Consider the following 19,026-nt stretch of genomic DNA (forward strand, 5'->3'; position numbering starts at 1 on the left):
TTATTGTAAAAAAAAAGAATATGGTATTTATTAGCGTTATTCCTGTAGTTTAGATAATTTCTGCACTTAAACCTGCTTCTAATAAGCTGGTGCATTGTGGCTTCAATTTGTCAAGTGGCCCCGTTTTTACGGTACATTTACCGTTGTAATGCACAATTAGCGAACATTGTTCTGCTTGTTCTGGTGTATGGTCACAAACACGCATCAAGGTGTCGATTACATGGTCGAAAGTATTGACATCATCATTATAGACGATGATTTCGTTATTTTTAGAGGTCACTTCTTTAACACTGACTTTTTCTCTAATTTTTTCTTTTGTACTCATTTTTAAATAATTTAAGGGTTAGATAAAAATATAGTTTGGCTTATCAATTTTTAAAAATGCAAAACACAAAATTTTGCATAGTTTTAAAGGGCGTTCTATTATCTTCATTAATTCATTCTAGTTTTGCAAACGCGCGCCCAATTTATTTTCCAGTTGGATTATTGGTATATAATTTAGTTGCTAATTTACGTATTTAAGTGAAACCCAGTTGTTTCTTTCAAATTTTTTAACATACGTTAAGCCTTTCTCTGTGCAGGAAGCATCGATAAATGGAATGTCTTGCGTATAAAAACCACTTAATAAAAGTGTTCCTTTTGGGTTTAAGCAATCTACATAAGTTTGCATGTCGTTCAACAAAATGTTTCTGTTGATGTTCGCAATAATTAAATCATATTTTTTATCTTTCAACAAAGAAGCATCTCCTTCATAAACAGTAATATGTTTGCAGTTATTACGTTCCGCATTTTCGATAGAATTGAGATAACACCAGTTGTCAATATCGATGGCATCAATAGGCTGAGCGCCTTTCATTTCGGCAAGAATAGCTAAAATAGCGGTACCGCAGCCCATGTCTAATGTTTTCATGCCCGTAACTTCTGTTTCTAGCAAATGCTGAATCATCATATGAGTTGTCTCGTGATGACCTGTACCAAAACTCATTTTAGGCTCAATCAAGATATCAAATTCGGCATCTGTTTTTGGGTGAAAAGGAGCACGCACATGACAATTTCCTTCTACATCAATTGCTTCAAAGTTTTTTTCCCATTCTTCATTCCAGTTTACCTGATCGATTTCTTCGAATGTATATTCGATTTTAAACTCCTCTGAATCTAATATTTGAATATTCGCAAGGATATTTTCGTCCCACAATTCTTTTTGTACGAATGCAGAAATTCCAGTCTCCGTTTCTGTAAAACTTTCAAAAGCAGTTTCTCCTAATTCAGCGATTAATATTTCTGAACCTAACTCTTTTGGTTCAACCGTAAAATGGTATCCTATATATATGTTTGACATCTTTAATTTTTTTGCAAAGGTACTCTTTACTTTGTATAATATAAAAATAAAAAAAGCGGTAAATTCAATTACCGCTTTTCGTGTATGTTCAGATAAGAGGTTTAGATTGCGCTTACAATCGCAACAAAATCATCTGCTTTTAATGCTGCACCACCAATAAGACCGCCGTCTACATCTGGCTTAGAGAATATTTCTTTAGCATTTTCTGGTTTTACACTTCCGCCATAAAGTATTGAAACTTCTTCTGCGATTTCGTTTCCATATGCTGTGCGAACTGTTTGTCTGATGAATTCGTGCATTTCCTGAGCTTGTTCTGGAGAAGCAGTTTCACCTGTTCCAATAGCCCATACTGGCTCGTAAGCTAGAACAACATTTCCCCAGTCTGAAGCTTGAATGTTGAATAATCCATCTTTCAATTGATTTTCTACTACATTAAAATGATTCTTAGTTTGACGGTCCTTTAATTCTTCGCCAAAACAAAAAATCACGGTCATGTCATGCTCTAAAGCAGTATTTACTTTACTTGCAATTAAGGCATCTGTCTCATTAAAAATAGCTCTTCTCTCTGAGTGTCCAAGAATTACTGTATTCACACCTACATTTTGCAACATATCAGCAGATATTTCTCCTGTAAATGCTCCACCTTCTGCTTGATGCATATTTTGGGCAGCCACATCTATATTGGTGAATTCTAAATGATCAACCGCTGAAGCTAGGTTGATGAAAGTTGGCGCTACAATGACTTGTACTTTAGTTTCGAGAGGCATTTTATCGATCAATTCATTCAATAAATCTTCAGTTTGCTCCGCATTTTTATGCATTTTCCAGTTTCCTGCAACTATCTTTTTTCTCATTTCAATTGGTGTTATATTTAGTTCTTAGTTTTTAGTTCTTTTTTAAAATGGTATTATTTTAAAGAAGCTAAAGTTTCATTAATTTTATCAAAATCTGTTTCTATTGCGCGGTACAAAACTATTTTACCAGTTTTATCTACAATAATGTACCTTGGAATCCAATCTAAATCGATCGCTTTAGCAAAAACTCCGCCCATTTGGTCGTTAACCATATACTGATCTCCTATAAGTGCGTGTTTTTCAATTCCGGCTTTCCATTTATCAGCCGTTTTATCCATCGAAAGAAAAACATAAGCTACGTCTGGATTGTTCGCCTGTAGTTCTTTTATTTTTGGCATTGCTTTTACACAGTCTCCACACCAGGAAGCCCAAACTTCAATTACAATTGTTTTTCCTTCGTGTTTCTTTAATATATCTTGAAAAGCAACTTGACTTCCGTCACTCGCTAGCAATGTTTCTGATAAAGCTACTTTCGAAAATTCAGTTTTTTGTCCATCAGTTTTAGCACAAGAGAATGCAACGAAAGCTGTTAATAAAGCAAATATTTTTTTCATTTTTTTATTTTTAACAAAGTTAAACAAACAATTTAATTAGGGTATACAGTTTAAAAAAAATTAAATAATCTCATTCGAAATAACAAAACAAACGAGCTTCGTTATAAATTCCAAAATGAAATCGTAATAGTTGGACTTAAAATCAAATCTGGAAGAACTTAAATTGTAATTAAAGTAATAAATCCGACCAAAATCCTAATTTTTTGTATTATGAAAGTCTGATTTTAGGGTCTAAATAGGCATAAATAATATCGACTAGGATATTGATCGCCACAAATGTCGTTGAAATCACCAAAACTGAACCCATGATTACAGGCAGGTCTAAATTGTTCAACGCTTCTACTATTTCTTTCCCTAATCCATTCCATCCAAAAATAAATTCAACAAATACCGCTCCGGCAAGCATCGATGCAAACCATCCTGAAATTGCAGTAACCACAGGATTTAAAGAGTTCTTTAGGGCGTGTTTTCTAATGATTTGAAATTCAGAAAGGCCTTTTGCTCTTGCTGTTCGAATGTAGTCTTGACCAAATGTTTCCAATAATGAGTTTCGCATTAGCTGGATTACCACTGCCAGCGGACGGATTCCTAAAACCACTGCTGGTAAAATTATATTCTTCCATTGGATATAGCTTCCTTCTCCAAAATCATCTACTTCATATAAACTTCCGGTCATATTCAAGTGCGTATACTTTTGCAATACAAAACCAAAAAGCCAAGCAAATAAAATCGCACTAAAAAATGACGGAATACTCATTCCTAATGTGCTCACAAGTGCAATTAAGCGATCAATCCAGCTATCCTTGTGAAGTGCTGAAATAATTCCTAATAGAACACCAAAAGCTATCGCAATGATAATGGCGAACAAGGCTAATATTGCTGTGCTTGGCAAAGTATTGCCAATTATCTCTGATACTTTCTTACCACTTTTCTGGAAACTTTCCCTTAAATAAGGAGTTTTAAGTACCACAATTGAATTCGAAAAAGTAAACAACTTTGCCGCATTGTATTTACCTTTACTCAAATAAGTATAATCTGATTCGGTTGTACTGTGCAGTGAAATAGGCGAGAGGTCGTTGAGATAATATAAGTATTGGGTCGCAATGGGTTTATCAAAACCATACTTTTTCTTGATCAATGCTAATTGCTCTGAGTTTTCATTTTGATCCAGCATCATTCTTGCGGGATCTCCAGGTAACACATTAAATAAAAAGAAAATGACTGTAATTACCCCAAAAAGAGTAAGTAGCGCATATCCGAATTTATTGAGAAAGTATTTCAGCATTGTTAAATCTTCGATTGCCAAAAGCGAAAAGTGATTAAGTTAAACTTATGTTTTTCCTTCTTTACTTTTCGCTTTTTAGTTATTTATAATTTCAAATCTTCGATGTCGTTGTAATGAACTTTTTGTTTAATCGTTCCTTTTTCAAGAAGCACAATACTAGGATTAGCTCTTTCGATCGTTTTTAAAGTTATTGCATCACATTTATAGAAGTCAAATGTAAGTCCGTATGTTTTCTGGGCTTTTGCAACTTCTTCTGTACTGGAGTTCGTCATTCCTATTACTTTGTAACCTTTAGCTTTTGCTTCCTGACTTAATTTGTTCAGTTTATTCATTCCTGCTTCCTCTGAAATTGCTAAGTCATAGGTAACAATCATCATTAATTTAGGCTCTGCTAGCAACTCATCTTTATGATCATAATCGTCTTTCATCATCGTGAAATCATGAATAGGAGGAACGTAACCTTCAGTAATTACTTTGTCTTTTCGCTCTACAAAGTTGGCTCCGTCTGGAAGATTCATTAAATCGTCAGTCGTAAACTCTTTGTCCACTCCATTTACATTATAGATAAACAGCATCTCTACAACAGACTGTGGCGCACCTTCGGGAATTTCCATTCCTTTTTGGATATTTGCTTCTACTTTATAAGGACGAAAGTCTACTAAAGGCAAATGATTAAGTAACCAAACTGCCATCAAGATACACAAGATTATAGTTGCGTAGGTAATTGTATTTTGAATACTGTTTGCAAAAAGGGGCTTTACTAATTTTTGATTAATGAATAAAATAAGGATAAAGAATAGTAAAACGATATCCTTAGTGAAAGACTGCCAAGGTGTAAGTTTTAAAGCATCTCCGAAACAACCACAATCTTTTACCACATCAAAATAAGCTGAATAGAATGTTAAGAATGTAAATAATACAATCATAAGGAAGAGACTTCCAATCGTGAATTTAGATTTGTATCCAATAAGAAGCATGACGCCAAGAACCACTTCGACGATGACTAAAAATATAGCCAAGCCTAATGAAAGCGGTACTAAAAAAGGGATGTTAAAAACGGGTTCGCTAAAATATTCAGCCAGTTTATAGGAGAAACCTACTGGGTCGTTTAGTTTTATTAATCCCGAAATGATGAAAAGTAAGCCAACGAATAATCTTGAGAATTGAGTAATTATGTTTTTCATTTTATCTACTATTTATTTACCAAAATTCATTAATATTAGTGCAAAAATGGAATAGTTAATCATGTCTTGATAATTTGCATCAATACCTTCTGACACGATTGTTTTTCCTTTGTTATCTTCGATTTGTTTTACGCGAAGTAGTTTTTGTAAAATCAGGTCTGTTAAAGAACTTACCCGCATTTCGCGCCATGCTTCGCCATAATCATGGTTTTTGTTTTCCATTAATTCTTTGGTGAGTTGGACTTTAGCATCATATAAAGCAGTTGCTTTTTCGACATTTAAATCTGGCTGCTCTACAACTCCTAATTCCAATTGGATTAGCGCCATTATAGAATAATTAATGATCCCGATGAATTCTCCGGTTTCGTCTTCGTTTACTTTTCGAACTTCATTTTCCTGTAAACTTCTTATTCTTTGTGCTTTGATGAAGATTTGATCCGTTAAAGAAGGCAATCGCAAGATGCGCCAAGCACTTCCATAATCGGTCATTTTATTGATAAATAGCGAACGACAAATCGCAATTACGTTATCGTATTCTTGAGAAGTATTCTTCATTATTGATGTATATTTGTCTAAAATTTCCTCAAAAATAGGGATTAATTTTAAAAGGTTTAAAGTTTCAGGTTTAAAGTTAATGGAATTGTTGAGTTTTGTAATTAAACAACTTTGATCATGAAAAATATAAACCTTAAACAAGGAGAAGCTTAAACAAAGAAAAAATGACAATCAACTGTAAAGGACGACTTATCGATTTATCAATTCCCAAAATTATGGGAATTTTGAATGTAACGCCAAATTCATTTTTTGATGGTGGAAAGTACAATGATGAAAGTGAATTGCTGACTCAAGTTGGGAAAATGTTAAGCGATGGAGCTACTTTTATTGACATTGGAGCGTACTCCAGTAGACCTAGTGCTGAATTCGTTTCAGAGGAAGAGGAGTTGGATAGAATAATTCCAGCAGTTCAATTAATCTTAAAACATTTTCCAGATGCCTTACTTTCGATCGATACATTTAGAAGTGAAGTAGCCAAAGCTTGTATAGAAAATGGTGCAGCCATTATAAATGATATTTCGGCTGGAAATCTGGATGAATCGATGTTTGATGTTATAGCTAAATATAAAGTTCCTTATATTATGATGCACATGCGTGGCACGCCACAAACGATGCAAAGCATGACTAATTATGAAGATATTGTCAAAGAAATGCTGTTTTATTTTTCAGAAAAAGTGAATAAAGCAAGGAGTTTAGGTATTAGTGATTTAATTATTGATCCCGGATTTGGCTTTGCTAAAACGCTAGATCAGAACTATGAAGTACTGCGAAAAACGGAATTATTTCAGCTTTTAGAATTACCTTTATTAGTTGGTATATCTAGAAAATCGATGATTTATAAGTCGCTTAATAGCAGTGCAAAAGAAGCGTTGAACGGAACTACAGTTTTAAATACAATTGCCTTAACCAAAGGAGCCGGTATTCTTCGTGTTCACGATGTAAAGGAAGCGGTTGAATGTGTTCAACTTTGGAGTAAAATTAATTTATAAATAGGGAATAAAAATTCAGAATTCCTTTTAATACATACAGATGAAATATTTAAGTTTAGTTATTCTTTTTCTTTTGCTGTCCTGCGGAAATAAAGAAGATATATTATTGCCAAAATCGAATGTGACCATGGTGTCTAATGTGTTAGATCATTCACCCATTTATATTTTTTTTAGAACAAACGGCAACGATACTTTGGCGGAAGTCAACAGAAAAAATAGCATTATTACAACCAATTGGATTTTTAATATAGACAAGCGGCTGCCTTTAAGACTCGTGATTCCAGAAGTGATAAAACTGCAAGAAAAAAAGCGAACTGAGAAATCGCATGTAAATGAAAAAGCCGAGAATTATTATTCTTATGCGGATAGTATTGGTAAGAATATGGCTTTTATTCCCTTTACAAAAGTGTTTTATAAACTGGAGCCTACAGTATCAAGTGCGCTAGTAATTTACTTTTATAAAGATAAGATTACGGTTAATAATACTGTAGTTGCTAAAGCCGAATTACAAGAATATTTGAATAATATTCAAGTAGAAAGTGACATGCCAGTTGTATTATACTTTGATAAAAATAGTAGTTATGGTTCTTATATTCAAAATAAGGTTTTTATAAAAAGCATTAAATTAAATAATAAAGGTTTGAGTTTTGATGAAAATCAAGAGTATCTATTTTAATAAACACAAAAGCTGAACACTAAAAACTGATTACTGAATACTTTTTTATTGGTGATGATAAGGTTCATTCTTCAAAATCGTAAACCCGCGATACAATTGTTCTATGAAAAATAAGCGCACCATTTGGTGAGAAAATGTCATTAGCGAAAGCGATATTTTGCCTTGAGCTTTAGCATAAACCGTGTCTGAAAAACCATAAGGTCCACCAATTACAAATACTAAAGTTTTTACGCCAGAATTCATTTTCTTTTGTAGTTCTTCAGAGAAACTTACGCTGGAGAAATTCTTCCCATTTTCATCTAATAAAATTAATTGGTCAGTGGTGGATATTTTGGCTAGAATCAATTCGCCTTCTTTCTCTTTTTGTTGGCTTTCAGATAAGTTTTTTACATTTTTTATATCTGGTATAATTTCTAAATCAAATTTGATATAAAAAGACAAACGCTTGGTATAATCATCAATCAAAGACTGTAATGCTTTATTATCGGTTTTGCCAATGGCGATTAGTTTGATATTCATTTTAGTCTATTTTAAAGGAAAATTAGCTTCGAAAGTCTTGAAACGAGTATCTAAGTCCTTTGTTAATTGTTTTTTCAGCTTTTCGTCCTGAATAAAGCTGAAGTTTATACTGTTGTACACATATTGCTTAATATCAGGATAGGAAATGTCTTTGTATCTTTTGGCTAATAGAACATACTGCTCGGTCATATTTGTTCGTAGTATTCCAGCATCATCAGTACTAATTACGATGGGAACTCCAAAATTTCTGTACAATGATATAGGATGGCGGTTTTCCTTGACTTTCAATATGAATTCATTACTCACTAAATTGATTTCGATAACAATCTTGTTTTTTGCCATATAGCGCAACAACTCGTACGATTTTGCTTCATATGCCACATCAACACCGTGCCCAATACGATTGGCTCCAGCGGTGTAAACAGCATCGCTAATATGCCAAGTTAGATCTTCAGGTTGAACTAGTCCAAGAGTAAGCTCGCCAGCATGCATTGAGTATTTTACATTTGGGTACTGAGAATGGCAGTAATTAAACATTACCATATGCAACCAATAATCTTTCATGGATGTTTCTCCATCCTCTGGAGAAACTATATTAACGCCAGCCATAAGCGCGCTCTTGTCTGCTGAGATAAAAGCGACCACTAAATTTTTAAACAAATCAACAGGTTCCATAAAGCGCAATACAAAATTTTGATAGCGCATCGTGAAACGCTGATCATCAATTTTTAAATCATTGTGCATTTTTTCCACAAAGTTAGAATTGAAAGTGCTAGCGTCTTTAGCAGCATCTCTTTCTAACATTTTCTTATACAAAATATCGAGTAGCGCTTTTACTCCTTTTTCGTCTCTTTTAATTGCTAATTGTCTTAATTGCTTATTAAAATCACTTAGATCTTCAGTCTTTATATTAGAAGGAATGGTAGATAATTGCGTTTCGATATAACTTACATTTTCTGAAATAGCTCTATTTTTTAGTTCCAATAAACCTTCGCCAAAATGACCTGTAATCGCTGGGCTAAATTTATCAAAAGACTCAAAAAATAATTTGTCAGATGGGTAGCTAACATAGTTATAATCTTTTACAGACCATTTTTCCATTATTTTTTGTTTGTAAATATCTAGTTCGCCACGACCTTTAATAGCAGAGAATTGTTCCCAGTTTCCAGTGGCAGGTTTTTCTTTAAGCACCTGCATGGTTGCGGTATTGAGGTAGAAATCATCGGCAATAGCATCTTCTAAAATAGGCTCGGCATAAATAGAACCACTAAAATGATGGTGTAAATCGCCTCCTTTTGGCATTTGAGAAAAGAATGCAGTTAACTGCGCTTCATTGTCTCTGATTTTTTCTAAATATTGACTTGGAGACTGCGCATACCCAAAGTTTAGTATTGCAGAAAAAAGGATTGTATAAATTAATTTCATAGTAGCGGTTTCTATTGCCCGACGGCTATCGGTAATTGTCCATTAGCGGAATTTATTTTGAATTGCAGAATCCGTAAATAGGTGTTATTTTTTCGATTCTAAGCATGCAGTTCAGAATAAATTGGAGGCAAATATAGGTGATAAAGCGAATAAAAAAAATAGTCGCAATAATTACTCATTATTCAGCTTGATATTAAACGGAGTAGTACATTTATTTTTTGAATAGTAAAATTAGCTGTATTTTGATTGTTGATCGAAAGGGAGGTTGTTTTTTAATTTTTAGCTTGTTAGTAAGGCATATAGAGATTCGGTTAAGAATAATAAAAATTGTGTTTTACTATAATTGTTTGGTAAATAAACTCGCGCTCTTCAATTGATTAATATCATCTTCAAAGTCATTTGATATTACTGCCCTTTCAAATGACTGATAGGAGTGATGTAAAGCGGCTTTTTTTATAGCAAAATTATCGATGGCGTATAAACTGGTGTAGGCTTTTTGCAGACGCAGTGTTACTTCGATATTTGCGGCACCGTCTCTTGCAATGGGTCTAAAGGCATCTTCAAATAAATCACTAATAACAATTTCGGGAACTGCAATTCGATCGAATGTTATCTTTTTTTCGACAGTAGTAGTACTAGCATTATTCCAAAGCGAAAATAATCTTACATGACTGCCAATAATTTGAATAGCAGTACCCGGATCGTTAATTCCAGGAGATAAAGCTCTACTCGCTATTTCAGTTAAAGTAATGAGTCCAAAACGAGGATCTTCGTCAAAATATCGGATGTGACCCATTGTAAATGCATTTATCAATTCGCTAAAATCATCTACCACAACAGGATTACTTTGCGGGCTAATGTAAAATAAAGGCTTGTCTAAGGCGACAAAGCTACCTTGAATTGCATTTATGGTAATCAAAACATCTAATTTTTCAGCGATTTCCTGTAGTCTAGACATATTAATCTGCTGTACATAGCCACTTGTTTCGCAAAATACAGCAAGACCTTTTACAGTGGAAGGGTTAACGGCAATACCGCCTAAATTAGGTAATTTCAGTCTGTTTTTTATGGCGTTGAAGGCAGCATTCTCGACTAATTTGATGGTGTGACCCATACGGCCCAATTTAGAAATGCGCTCCACCCATCTTAAAAAAGTAAGTATAACTAAGGTGAAAAACAGTAGTGTGAATACCAATAAGGTAAAATGACCAGCTGTGCCATAATAGCCGTTTTTTAGCGCGACCATTGCAACTATACTATATATAAAAGCGCCTATAAAAACCGAAAGAGCATTTTGAGAAACATCATCGGCAATTATTAATTTAAAGGACCGAGGAGTTGCAATGCTGCTCGCCGCCGAAAATGCGGAAATCATTGATCCCACTGCGAAAATAGCAATTACTAACATGCTAGCCGAAATGGTGTTTAGCAAATCCCCTAAAGACTCCGATTTAATTTCGGGAACTATTTCATGAATAGATGTAGCATCAGCTAATTTTGCTATTAAAGCACCTAATATCGAAACAACACAAAAAATGAATGGTCTAAACCATAGTTTTTCTCTGAGTCGATTAATAGCAAAGAGTATGTTTTTTCTCATGAGATTTCAATTTATACTAAATTAAGGATATAATTTTAAAAGTAACTTAGATGGTAGATGGATGTCTAACATAGTAGTTCTAAAGTATATTTTAAAAAGAGGTAAATTTAACGAGGGCTTCCATTTAATCCTGCTTGAATTTTTTCATCAGCTAATGCTTTGTTCTCGCTATCAGCTTCCATTTTATCAGCTTCATCTTCTCTTGAAATAATAAGGCTGATACTTATAGGGAAATGATCAGAGTCAATTGTTTTTTCAACTTTCATGTCGACGAGTCTAAAATGGCTGCTTAAAAAGTAATGATCCAGTGGCCATCGCAATAATAGCTGCTTTGCGTTAAAAGTACTATACATGCCGCGTCCACGTCGAGGATCCATTAATTCGCTAGTTTTTAAGAATAATTCGGTAGTGTAACTCCAGGCCACATCATTCATATCGCCTATAACAATACAGGGATCTTTATACTCTTTTGCCATTTTTCCAATTAATAGAATTTCGGCATCTCGGTCGGTACTATATTTGTTTTCTTGGGGTACCGGTGGTGTGGGATGCAGACCATAGATTCTTACATTTTGGTTGTCGTATTCTACGTCCACAATAATAGAGGGGATTTCCTTATCAATAAGGAAATTGATTTTCTGTTTTTTTAATGGTAATTTGCTGTAAAATAGTAAGCCATAAGTGTTTTCTTGTGGTATTTCTAAGTAGTAAGGATATTCTTCTCGAAGTCCTATTACCGCTTCTAGCCATTTTTGATCGGTTTCTACTAAGAATATTATATCTGGATTTCTCTTTTCTATCAATGCAAGAAGTTTTGAATAACTGGTATTGTATTGGTAAACATTAGAAACAAGTATGTTTATAGTATCTTGGTTGGGTGCTTTTACACGGTCAATCATTGTTCTTCCCAGAAACGTAAACGGAAGTATAACATAGAAAAGATGGATGAACGTAACGCCTAGAAAAACAATGATGCACCAATCTATTGTCAGTAGAGTGTCTCTAAACAATAACAACCAGGCTGCAATAAGAAAGCCAATGATTACAAACTTTTGTAATCGAGGGTAATCAAAAACACGAAAAACCCAAAAATCTTTTTTTATTAATGGCAATAGTACCATAAGTATAACCAAAAAGGAAAAGAAATAGAGTGAAATCTTTAATATTGTCATGGAATGCTAGTTGTGTTAAATTTTAAAGTGTTTTGTATAATAAGCATGTAATCTATGTTAAGACACAGTAATTAAAAGTGAAAAATATCATATAAAGTATAAAAGTACTCATTAAGTACTAGTTTACTGCTTTTTTGATTGCAAAAAAAAAGAGTTTTTTCGGACAATAAAATTATTTTGCCACAATGAGATAAGGAAATTAAATAAGTCATTAAAGCTCAAATTAGAAGTGACTGTACTGCTAAGAATGTGATTGTTATAAGTAAAGGATTTCACTACTGCTACTTTTATTTGGTCTTAAAACTACTAAAAAGATTACAAAGCAAGTTTTTCAATCCACAAAAAATAGCTTACTTTAGCAGTATATAAATTTACTATAAACATGATTAGCGAAGCACAATTTCAAAACGAATTACAGATTTTAATTGCAAATGCCATCCGTGAAGATGTAGGTGATGGTGATCATAGCTCGTTAGCTTGTATTCCAGCTTCGGCTCAAGGAAAAGCAAAGTTATTAGTGAAAGATGACGGAATTATTGCCGGTGTTGAATTTGCTAAAATGATCTTCCAATATGTAGATCCAAACTTAGAAGTTGAGACCTTTATAGTTGATGGTACGCCAGTAAAATACGGAGATTTAGTATTTCATGTGTCGGGAAGTTCGCAATCGATACTTAAAGCAGAAAGAATGGTTTTGAACTCGATGCAACGCATGTCAGCCATCGCTACCAAAACAAATAATTATGTCAAGTTACTTGAAGGAACGGATACTAAAATATTGGATACTCGTAAAACCACACCTGGTTTTCGAGTTGCCGAAAAATGGGCAGTAAAATTAGGTGGTGGCGAGAATCATCGGTTTGCCTTGTATGATATGATTATGCTCAAAGACAACCATATTGACTTTGCTGGCGGTATAACTTTGGCGATAGCCAAAACAAAGGAATATCTCAAGGAAAATAATTTGGACTTGAAAATTATTGTGGAAGCTCGAGATTTAAACGAGGTTAAGGAAATCGTTGCCTGCGGCGGAGTGTACAGGATTCTATTAGATAATTTTGACTTTGAAATGACTAGAAAGGCAGTGGTTTTTATAGGTAATCAAAGCTTAACGGAATCATCGGGGAATATTAATGAAGAAACTATTAGAGCGTATGCTGAGTGTGGAGTGAATTATATATCTTCGGGAGCATTAACGCATTCTGTCTCTAATATGGATTTGAGTTTAAAAGCGATATAAATTTACTAATTTCGCAACCTGATCCCAGTTATTAAAGGGACTGATACCTGAATAGAATGAGTGAGGAAATTGAAGAAAAAATTGATAAAATCCCGGTGTTGCGCAATTTTGCAATATATTTAAAAGGGATCAAATTGAAGTGGCTGGCTGATTTACGGCTTTATGATTTAATGGAATTGTATGTTTTAGGTATTGTAGAAGGGGCAGTATCGAATAGGGCTGGTTCTATTGCATTTAGTTTTTTTATGGCATTGTTTCCATTTGCGTTGTTTATTCTTAACCTTATCCCATACATTCCCATTGAGGGATTTCAAGCTGATTTTTTGAAATTTGTATCAGAGGGAGTTCCTCCTAATACATTTTACGCGATTGAAAATATTGTAAATGACATATTACATAATAGTCATTCAGGATTGTTATCTACGGGTTTTATACTGTCTATTTTCTTGATGGCTAATGGATTAAATGCTATTTTGGGAGGCTTTGAAAACTCAAGACATGTCTTAGTAAAAAGAGGTTTTGTTCGTCAATATTTGATTGCCGTGGGGATGTCTGTTTTTTTATCGCTGTTGTTACTAGTTACAGTAGGTGTTATTGTAGTTTTTGAAGTATTTATTCATAAATTAACCGCTAATCAGGTTTTAAATGAGCAAATTCCATTAATTGTGATGGGGAGGTATTGTTTTTTAATTGCAATGATTTTAACGACCACCTCAATACTATTCAAATTTGGAACAAAACATGATAAATCAAGAGCATTCATTTCTATAGGATCGGTTTTTTCTACGATTTTGACTATTATTATTTCGTATTTTTTTGGAATTTGGGTTATCAAATTTTCTCAATATAACCAACTTTACGGCTCGATAGGAACTTTACTAATTGTGATGTTCTATATCTGGATAAACTGTATGATTTTACTTCTAGGTTTTGAATTGAATGCAGCAATAAATAATTTGAAAAGAAAAAATAATATTAAGACAATCTAAATGATTTTCGCTAATTTTATGGTATGTTTGATGTAAGTAAAGCTATTTTTGGTCTTAGAAGCGCATTAATTGAGGGATATATCCTTCTGATTCAAATAAAATAAAAAGAAGTTTCCTCTTAAGGGAAATTGTAAAAAAGATAAATTATGAAAAAGAGTATCACATTCGTATTGCTATTTGTTTCAACATTGTTTTACGCACAAGGTCATGATGTAATTGGAAAATGGAAAACAATAGATGATCAATCTGGAGAAGCTAAATCAGTTATAGAAATTTATGAAAAGTCCGGAAAAATTTATGGTAAAGTAATTGAAATTTTCGATGCTAAGCATAGAAAAGATCGTTGTAATGGTTGTGCAGGAGAAGATGCAAATAAACCAATTCTTGGGTTAACAGTCATAAAAGGACTTTCAAAAGATGGAGACGAATACAATTCAGGAAAAATTTTAGACCCTAAAAATGGTAAAGTTTATAAATGCTTGATTACTTTAGAATCAAAAGATAAACTTAAAGTACGTGGATATATTGGATTTGCTGTGTTAGGAAGAACTCAATATTGGAATAGAGTTAAATAAGATTTTCTATATCTCTAAACTGTACTGATAAACCCCCAATATTTAAAAGAATGCTTTTTTTTGCCGAAGTAATTTTACCGCTTTCTCTTGCCAAAACGTTCACGTATAGTATATCGGAAGCCGAGTACCATTATATAAAGAAAGGAATGCGGCTTGCAGTTCCTTTTGGAAAAAGTAAAATCTACACTGCTCTAGTTGTAGAAACCCATCAAAATAAACCCACATTATACGAGGCTAAGGAAATTCATCAAATTCTAGATGAAAATCCTATTGTTACTGAAATACAAATATCCCATTGGCAGTGGATCGCGTCGTATTACATGTGTGCCATTGGGGATGTATATCGTGGTGCTATGCCAAGTGCTCTACTCTTAGAAAGCGAAACTGTTATTTCTCAGAAAGCAGATGGTTTTGTTGATGAAAGTACACTTTCAGACGATGAGTTTTTAATATTCCAAGCCTTACAGCAGCAATCTTCTCTAAAGGTGCAGGATATCATTGCAATTTTAAACAAAAAAAATATTTTTCCGGTCATTCAAAAACTGATTGATAAGAATATATTGGTGCTTCAGGAAGAAATGCTGGAAAACTATAAACCAAAATTAGTTCGCTACATTCGTTTGCATTCTAAATATGAATCCAATCAAGGATTAGGCGCATTGTTAGAATCACTAAAAAGCGCTAACAAACAAAAAGAAGTTGTTTTATCTTATTTTCAATTAAGCGCTACTGACAAGAATCCAATCACTGTAAAAAAACTAGTGGACGCTGCTGGAACAAGTTCGGCAATTGTAAAAACGCTAATCGATAAAGAAATATTCGAAGATTATTTTATACAGGAGGATCGCGTTAATTTTGCAGGAAAGAGTAGGGACACGGAATTGCAACTTAGTAAAGCCCAACAAAATGCTTTTGACGGAATAAAAGAAAGTTTTACGCAAAAAGAAGTTACTCTTTTACATGGTGTAACTTCCAGTGGAAAAACAGAGATTTATATAAAACTGATTGAAGAATATCTTCTTACAGGAAAGCAAGTGTTGTATTTACTACCTGAAATTGCGCTTACCACCCAATTAGTAGGCAGGTTAAGAGTTCATTTTGGAAATAAAGTAGCTGTTTTTCATTCGAAATACAATAACAATGAGCGTGTAGAAGTATGGAATCAGGTGTTGCAAAACTCTGAGAAAGCACAAATAGTGATAGGAGCGAGGTCGGCATTATTTTTACCCTTTGCTAACTTAGGTTTTGTAATTGTCGATGAAGAACACGAGCAAACCTTCAAACAAATTGATCCTGCTCCCAGGTATCATGCTCGTGATGCCGCAGTAGTATTAGCAAGTTTTTATAAAGCTAAAGTTTTATTAGGTTCAGCAACACCTAGTATTGAAACTTATTTTAATGCTGTTTCAAAAAAATATGGCTTGGTAGAAATTAAGGAGCGATATGGTAAAGTGATGATGCCGGATATTGAACTCGTAGATTTAAAGGACAAGTATTTTAGAAAAAGAATGAAAGGTCATTTTAGTGACACCTTGATCGAAAGAATTACAGAGGCTATCGCTGTAGGAGAACAAGTGATTTTGTTTCAAAATAGAAGAGGGTATTCTCCTGTCGTGGAGTGTATGACTTGTGGCCACGTACCGCATTGCCAGCAGTGTGATGTGAGTTTGACCTATCATAAGCATAAAAACCAGCTGCGATGTCATTATTGTGGATATTCTATTGCTAAACCCACACATTGTCACAGCTGTTCTAGTGTTGAATTGACTACTAAGGGCTTTGGAACTGAGCAAATCCAGCAGGAATTAACAACTCTTTTTCCTGAGAGTAAAATCGGAAGGATGGATCAGGATACTACCCGAGGTAAATTTGGATTCGAAAAAATAATTGATAGTTTTAAAAATCGAGAGATCGATATTCTTGTGGGAACGCAAATGTTAGCAAAAGGACTTGATTTTGATAATGTCAGTTTAGTAGGAATTATGAATGCTGATAATATGTTGTATCATCCTGACTTTAGAGCTTTTGAAAGAAGTTTTCAAATGATGACACAGGTGTCTGGGCGTTCAGGGCGTTCAGAAAAACAAGGAAAGGTGATTATTCAAACTTATAATCCAGAGCATAATACAATTCAGCAGGTAACTAGGAATGATTATGCAGCAATGTATAAGGAGCAGTTATATGACAGACAAATTTATAAATATCCACCTTATTTCAGAATTATAAAAATAACATTAAAACATCGTGATTTTGACAAGCTTAAGGAAGGGTCTATGTGGTTGTACCAAGTGATTAGTCAAAATTTAACTATACCTGTATTAGGTCCAGAGGAACCCGCGATAAATAGAATCAGAAACGAATATATTAGAACTATTATTATTAAAATTCCAACTTCTATTTCGATAATAAGTACTAAAAATACAGTTCAAAAAATGTTAAACAGTTTCGACTCAGTTGCTCAGTATAGAGCAATTAAGGTGTCAATAAATGTCGATTTTTATTAAAGTAGTTTTTTATACAAATGATAGTGCTTTTACTAGGTCCTCTTTTCTATTTCTACTCAATGGTATTTTAGTAATACCGATTTCGGCAAATTTACTATTGAAGCGATCTACTTTGTCTACGTTTATAATGTACGACTTGTGAACTCTTACAAATTTCTTTGGTGACAAATCATTTTCGAATGCTTTCATTGTAGAAAGTACTAAGTTATTGTCATCTTCAGTTACAACTCTTACATAATCACCAAAAGCTTCAATCCATTTTATTTTTGAAGTAAAAATCTTTAATTTTTTTAAATTACTTTTAATAAAAATATGTTCTCCGTCTTCTTCTTTGGTGTCTTTTTTAAGTAAATGTAAATCCATCGCTCTGGTTACAGACGCGTTAAATCGGTCTAATGCAATCGGTTTTTGAAGATAATCGGTTGCATCATAATCAAATGCTTTTAAAGCATATTCTGCTTTAGATGTAATGAAAATAATCTGAGGTTTGATTTTTAAGCCGTCTAAAAAATCAAAACCGCTGATTACTGGCATTTCAATGTCAAGAAATATCAAGTCTACATTGTGTATAGACATACAACTTCTCGCTTCTATCGCATTTGAAAAGTCGCCAATTAAGTGTAAACTTGGATGGTTGTTCACAAGCTTCGAGATAATCATTCGTTGGATGGAGCTGTCATCCACTACAACACAGCTTAGTTTCATAATGGTTGGTTTTAAGATTTAGTTAAGTAAATGTATAGTTTTTTTTCAAATGAATAATAATTTGATACCATTTATTTTGTCATACGTCGATTAAGTTAAAATTAGTCTTGATTATTCGAAAATAAAAACTACTTTTGCACCCAAATTAACATATAAATAAATATTTATGAATCATTATGAAACTGTTTTCATTTTAAATCCCGTTTTATCTGATGTTCAGGTAAAGGAAACAGTAAGCAAATTTGAAGATTTTCTTACTACTAGAGGAGCCGAAATGGTATCGAAAGAAGACTGGGGCCTTAAAAAAATGGCTTACGAAATTCAAAACAAAAAATCTGGTTTTTACCATTTGTTCGAATTCAAAGTATCAGGAGAAGTTCTAATTGCTTTTGAAACTGAATTTAGACGTGACGAAAGAGTTATGCGTTTCTTAACTGTAAGTCTTGACAAACATGCTATCTCTTGGGCTGAAAGAAGAAGAGCAAAACTTAAATCTCAAAAAGCTTAATTATCATGGCAACATTACAACAATCTGCTTCAGGAAAAAAAGACGGGGATATCAGATATCTTACTCCTTTAAACATAGAAACTAACAAACAAAAGAAATACTGTCGTTTCAAAAAATCTGGTATCAAGTATATCGATTATAAAGATGGTGATTTCTTATTGAAATTCGTAAATGAGCAAGGAAAAATTCTTCCTCGTCGTTTAACTGGAACTTCATTAAAATACCAAAGAAAAGTGTCTGTAGCTGTTAAGCGTGCACGTCACTTAGCTTTAATGCCATACGTGGCGGATTTACTTAAATAATAATTAAAATCAGTTGTTGGTTTTCTGAAAATGAAACCTAACTTCTATAAT

The 19,026-nt window shown here is 33.4% G+C and carries 20 protein-coding genes; 8 read left to right on the plus strand and 12 right to left on the minus strand.

Annotated elements, in window-relative coordinates; translation table 11 throughout:
* Positions 1-49: 49 nt before the first annotated feature.
* The 7 genes from E0F98_RS04820 to E0F98_RS04850 form a co-directional block, all read right to left on the minus strand.
* Positions 50-325 carry an ATP-dependent Clp protease adaptor ClpS gene (locus E0F98_RS04820; protein WP_132109481.1) on the minus strand — a complete coding sequence of 92 codons (276 nt, stop codon included), beginning with the start codon at positions 323-325 and terminating at the stop codon, positions 50-52.
* A gap of 180 nt (positions 326-505) precedes the next feature.
* A complete protein-coding gene (gene prmA, locus E0F98_RS04825) occupies positions 506-1,339 on the minus strand; it encodes a 50S ribosomal protein L11 methyltransferase (protein ID WP_132109482.1) in 834 nt (277 codons plus the stop codon).
* A gap of 101 nt (positions 1,340-1,440) precedes the next feature.
* On the minus strand, positions 1,441-2,193 hold the full coding sequence (gene tpiA / locus E0F98_RS04830; protein WP_132109483.1) for a triose-phosphate isomerase: 753 nt from the start codon (positions 2,191-2,193) through the stop codon (positions 1,441-1,443).
* Between the two features lie 53 nt (positions 2,194-2,246).
* Positions 2,247-2,747, minus strand: a complete 501-nt coding sequence (locus E0F98_RS04835) for a TlpA family protein disulfide reductase (RefSeq protein WP_132109484.1) — start codon at positions 2,745-2,747, stop codon at positions 2,247-2,249.
* Between the two features lie 208 nt (positions 2,748-2,955).
* Positions 2,956-4,032 carry an ABC transporter permease gene (locus E0F98_RS04840; RefSeq protein ID WP_132109485.1) on the minus strand — a complete coding sequence of 359 codons (1,077 nt, stop codon included), beginning with the start codon at positions 4,030-4,032 and terminating at the stop codon, positions 2,956-2,958.
* Between the two features lie 83 nt (positions 4,033-4,115).
* Positions 4,116-5,216: a BT_3928 family protein gene (locus E0F98_RS04845; RefSeq protein WP_132109486.1), complete on the minus strand. Its 1,101-nt coding sequence runs from the start codon at positions 5,214-5,216 to the stop codon at positions 4,116-4,118.
* Positions 5,217-5,228: 12 nt separating this feature from the next.
* Positions 5,229-5,771 carry a DUF1599 domain-containing protein gene (locus E0F98_RS04850; RefSeq protein ID WP_132109487.1) on the minus strand — a complete coding sequence of 181 codons (543 nt, stop codon included), beginning with the start codon at positions 5,769-5,771 and terminating at the stop codon, positions 5,229-5,231.
* Between the two features lie 164 nt (positions 5,772-5,935).
* Here E0F98_RS04850 and folP point away from each other — a divergent pair, with 164 nt between their 5' ends.
* A complete protein-coding gene (folP, locus tag E0F98_RS04855) occupies positions 5,936-6,760 on the plus strand; it encodes a dihydropteroate synthase (RefSeq protein ID WP_132109488.1) in 825 nt (274 codons plus the stop codon).
* A 40-nt stretch (positions 6,761-6,800) separates the two neighbouring features.
* On the plus strand, positions 6,801-7,436 hold the full coding sequence (locus E0F98_RS04860; protein WP_132109489.1) for a hypothetical protein: 636 nt from the start codon (positions 6,801-6,803) through the stop codon (positions 7,434-7,436).
* A gap of 45 nt (positions 7,437-7,481) precedes the next feature.
* On the opposite strand, the gene rlmH is transcribed toward E0F98_RS04860, so the two are convergent.
* The 4 genes from rlmH to E0F98_RS04880 all read right to left on the minus strand — a co-directional run bounded on the left by rlmH (position 7,482) and on the right by E0F98_RS04880 (position 12,152).
* On the minus strand, positions 7,482-7,955 hold the full coding sequence (gene rlmH / locus E0F98_RS04865; protein ID WP_132109490.1) for a 23S rRNA (pseudouridine(1915)-N(3))-methyltransferase RlmH: 474 nt from the start codon (positions 7,953-7,955) through the stop codon (positions 7,482-7,484).
* Positions 7,956-7,961: 6 nt separating this feature from the next.
* Complete coding sequence (locus tag E0F98_RS04870; RefSeq protein ID WP_132109491.1) at positions 7,962-9,380, minus strand: amidohydrolase family protein; 1,419 nt, start codon at positions 9,378-9,380, stop codon at positions 7,962-7,964.
* A 337-nt stretch (positions 9,381-9,717) separates the two neighbouring features.
* Entirely contained in the window at positions 9,718-10,980 is a 1,263-nt protein-coding gene (locus tag E0F98_RS04875) for a DUF2254 domain-containing protein (protein ID WP_132109492.1), read from the minus strand.
* A gap of 107 nt (positions 10,981-11,087) precedes the next feature.
* Positions 11,088-12,152 (minus strand): endonuclease/exonuclease/phosphatase family protein, encoded by a 1,065-nt coding sequence (locus E0F98_RS04880; RefSeq protein WP_132109493.1) that lies wholly within the window; start codon positions 12,150-12,152, stop codon positions 11,088-11,090.
* Between the two features lie 382 nt (positions 12,153-12,534).
* On the opposite strand from E0F98_RS04880, the gene nadC reads away from it, so the two are divergent.
* The 4 genes from nadC to priA all read left to right on the plus strand — a co-directional run bounded on the left by nadC (position 12,535) and on the right by priA (position 17,460).
* On the plus strand, positions 12,535-13,392 hold the full coding sequence (gene nadC / locus E0F98_RS04885) for a carboxylating nicotinate-nucleotide diphosphorylase (RefSeq protein WP_132109494.1): 858 nt from the start codon (positions 12,535-12,537) through the stop codon (positions 13,390-13,392).
* Between the two features lie 56 nt (positions 13,393-13,448).
* A complete protein-coding gene (locus tag E0F98_RS04890; RefSeq protein ID WP_132109495.1) occupies positions 13,449-14,381 on the plus strand; it encodes a YihY/virulence factor BrkB family protein in 933 nt (310 codons plus the stop codon).
* A 146-nt stretch (positions 14,382-14,527) separates the two neighbouring features.
* Entirely contained in the window at positions 14,528-14,956 is a 429-nt protein-coding gene (locus E0F98_RS04895; RefSeq protein WP_132109496.1) for a DUF2147 domain-containing protein, read from the plus strand.
* A gap of 50 nt (positions 14,957-15,006) precedes the next feature.
* On the plus strand, positions 15,007-17,460 hold the full coding sequence (priA, locus tag E0F98_RS04900) for a replication restart helicase PriA (protein WP_132109497.1): 2,454 nt from the start codon (positions 15,007-15,009) through the stop codon (positions 17,458-17,460).
* A 9-nt stretch (positions 17,461-17,469) separates the two neighbouring features.
* Here priA and E0F98_RS04905 read toward each other — a convergent pair whose 3' ends face one another.
* Positions 17,470-18,165, minus strand: coding sequence for a LytR/AlgR family response regulator transcription factor (locus tag E0F98_RS04905; RefSeq protein WP_132109498.1), 696 nt, complete (start codon positions 18,163-18,165; stop codon positions 17,470-17,472).
* 166 nt (positions 18,166-18,331) lie between these two features.
* Here E0F98_RS04905 and rpsF point away from each other — a divergent pair, with 166 nt between their 5' ends.
* Both rpsF and rpsR read left to right on the plus strand, forming a co-directional pair.
* Positions 18,332-18,673, plus strand: coding sequence for a 30S ribosomal protein S6 (gene rpsF, locus E0F98_RS04910; RefSeq protein WP_132109499.1), 342 nt, complete (start codon positions 18,332-18,334; stop codon positions 18,671-18,673).
* A gap of 5 nt (positions 18,674-18,678) precedes the next feature.
* Positions 18,679-18,975 carry a 30S ribosomal protein S18 gene (rpsR, locus tag E0F98_RS04915; protein ID WP_073017581.1) on the plus strand — a complete coding sequence of 99 codons (297 nt, stop codon included), beginning with the start codon at positions 18,679-18,681 and terminating at the stop codon, positions 18,973-18,975.
* Positions 18,976-19,026 lie beyond the last annotated feature (51 nt).

It is taken from the genome of Flavobacterium hiemivividum (assembly GCF_004349145.1).
Classification (GTDB): Bacteria; Bacteroidota; Bacteroidia; order Flavobacteriales; family Flavobacteriaceae; genus Flavobacterium; species Flavobacterium hiemivividum.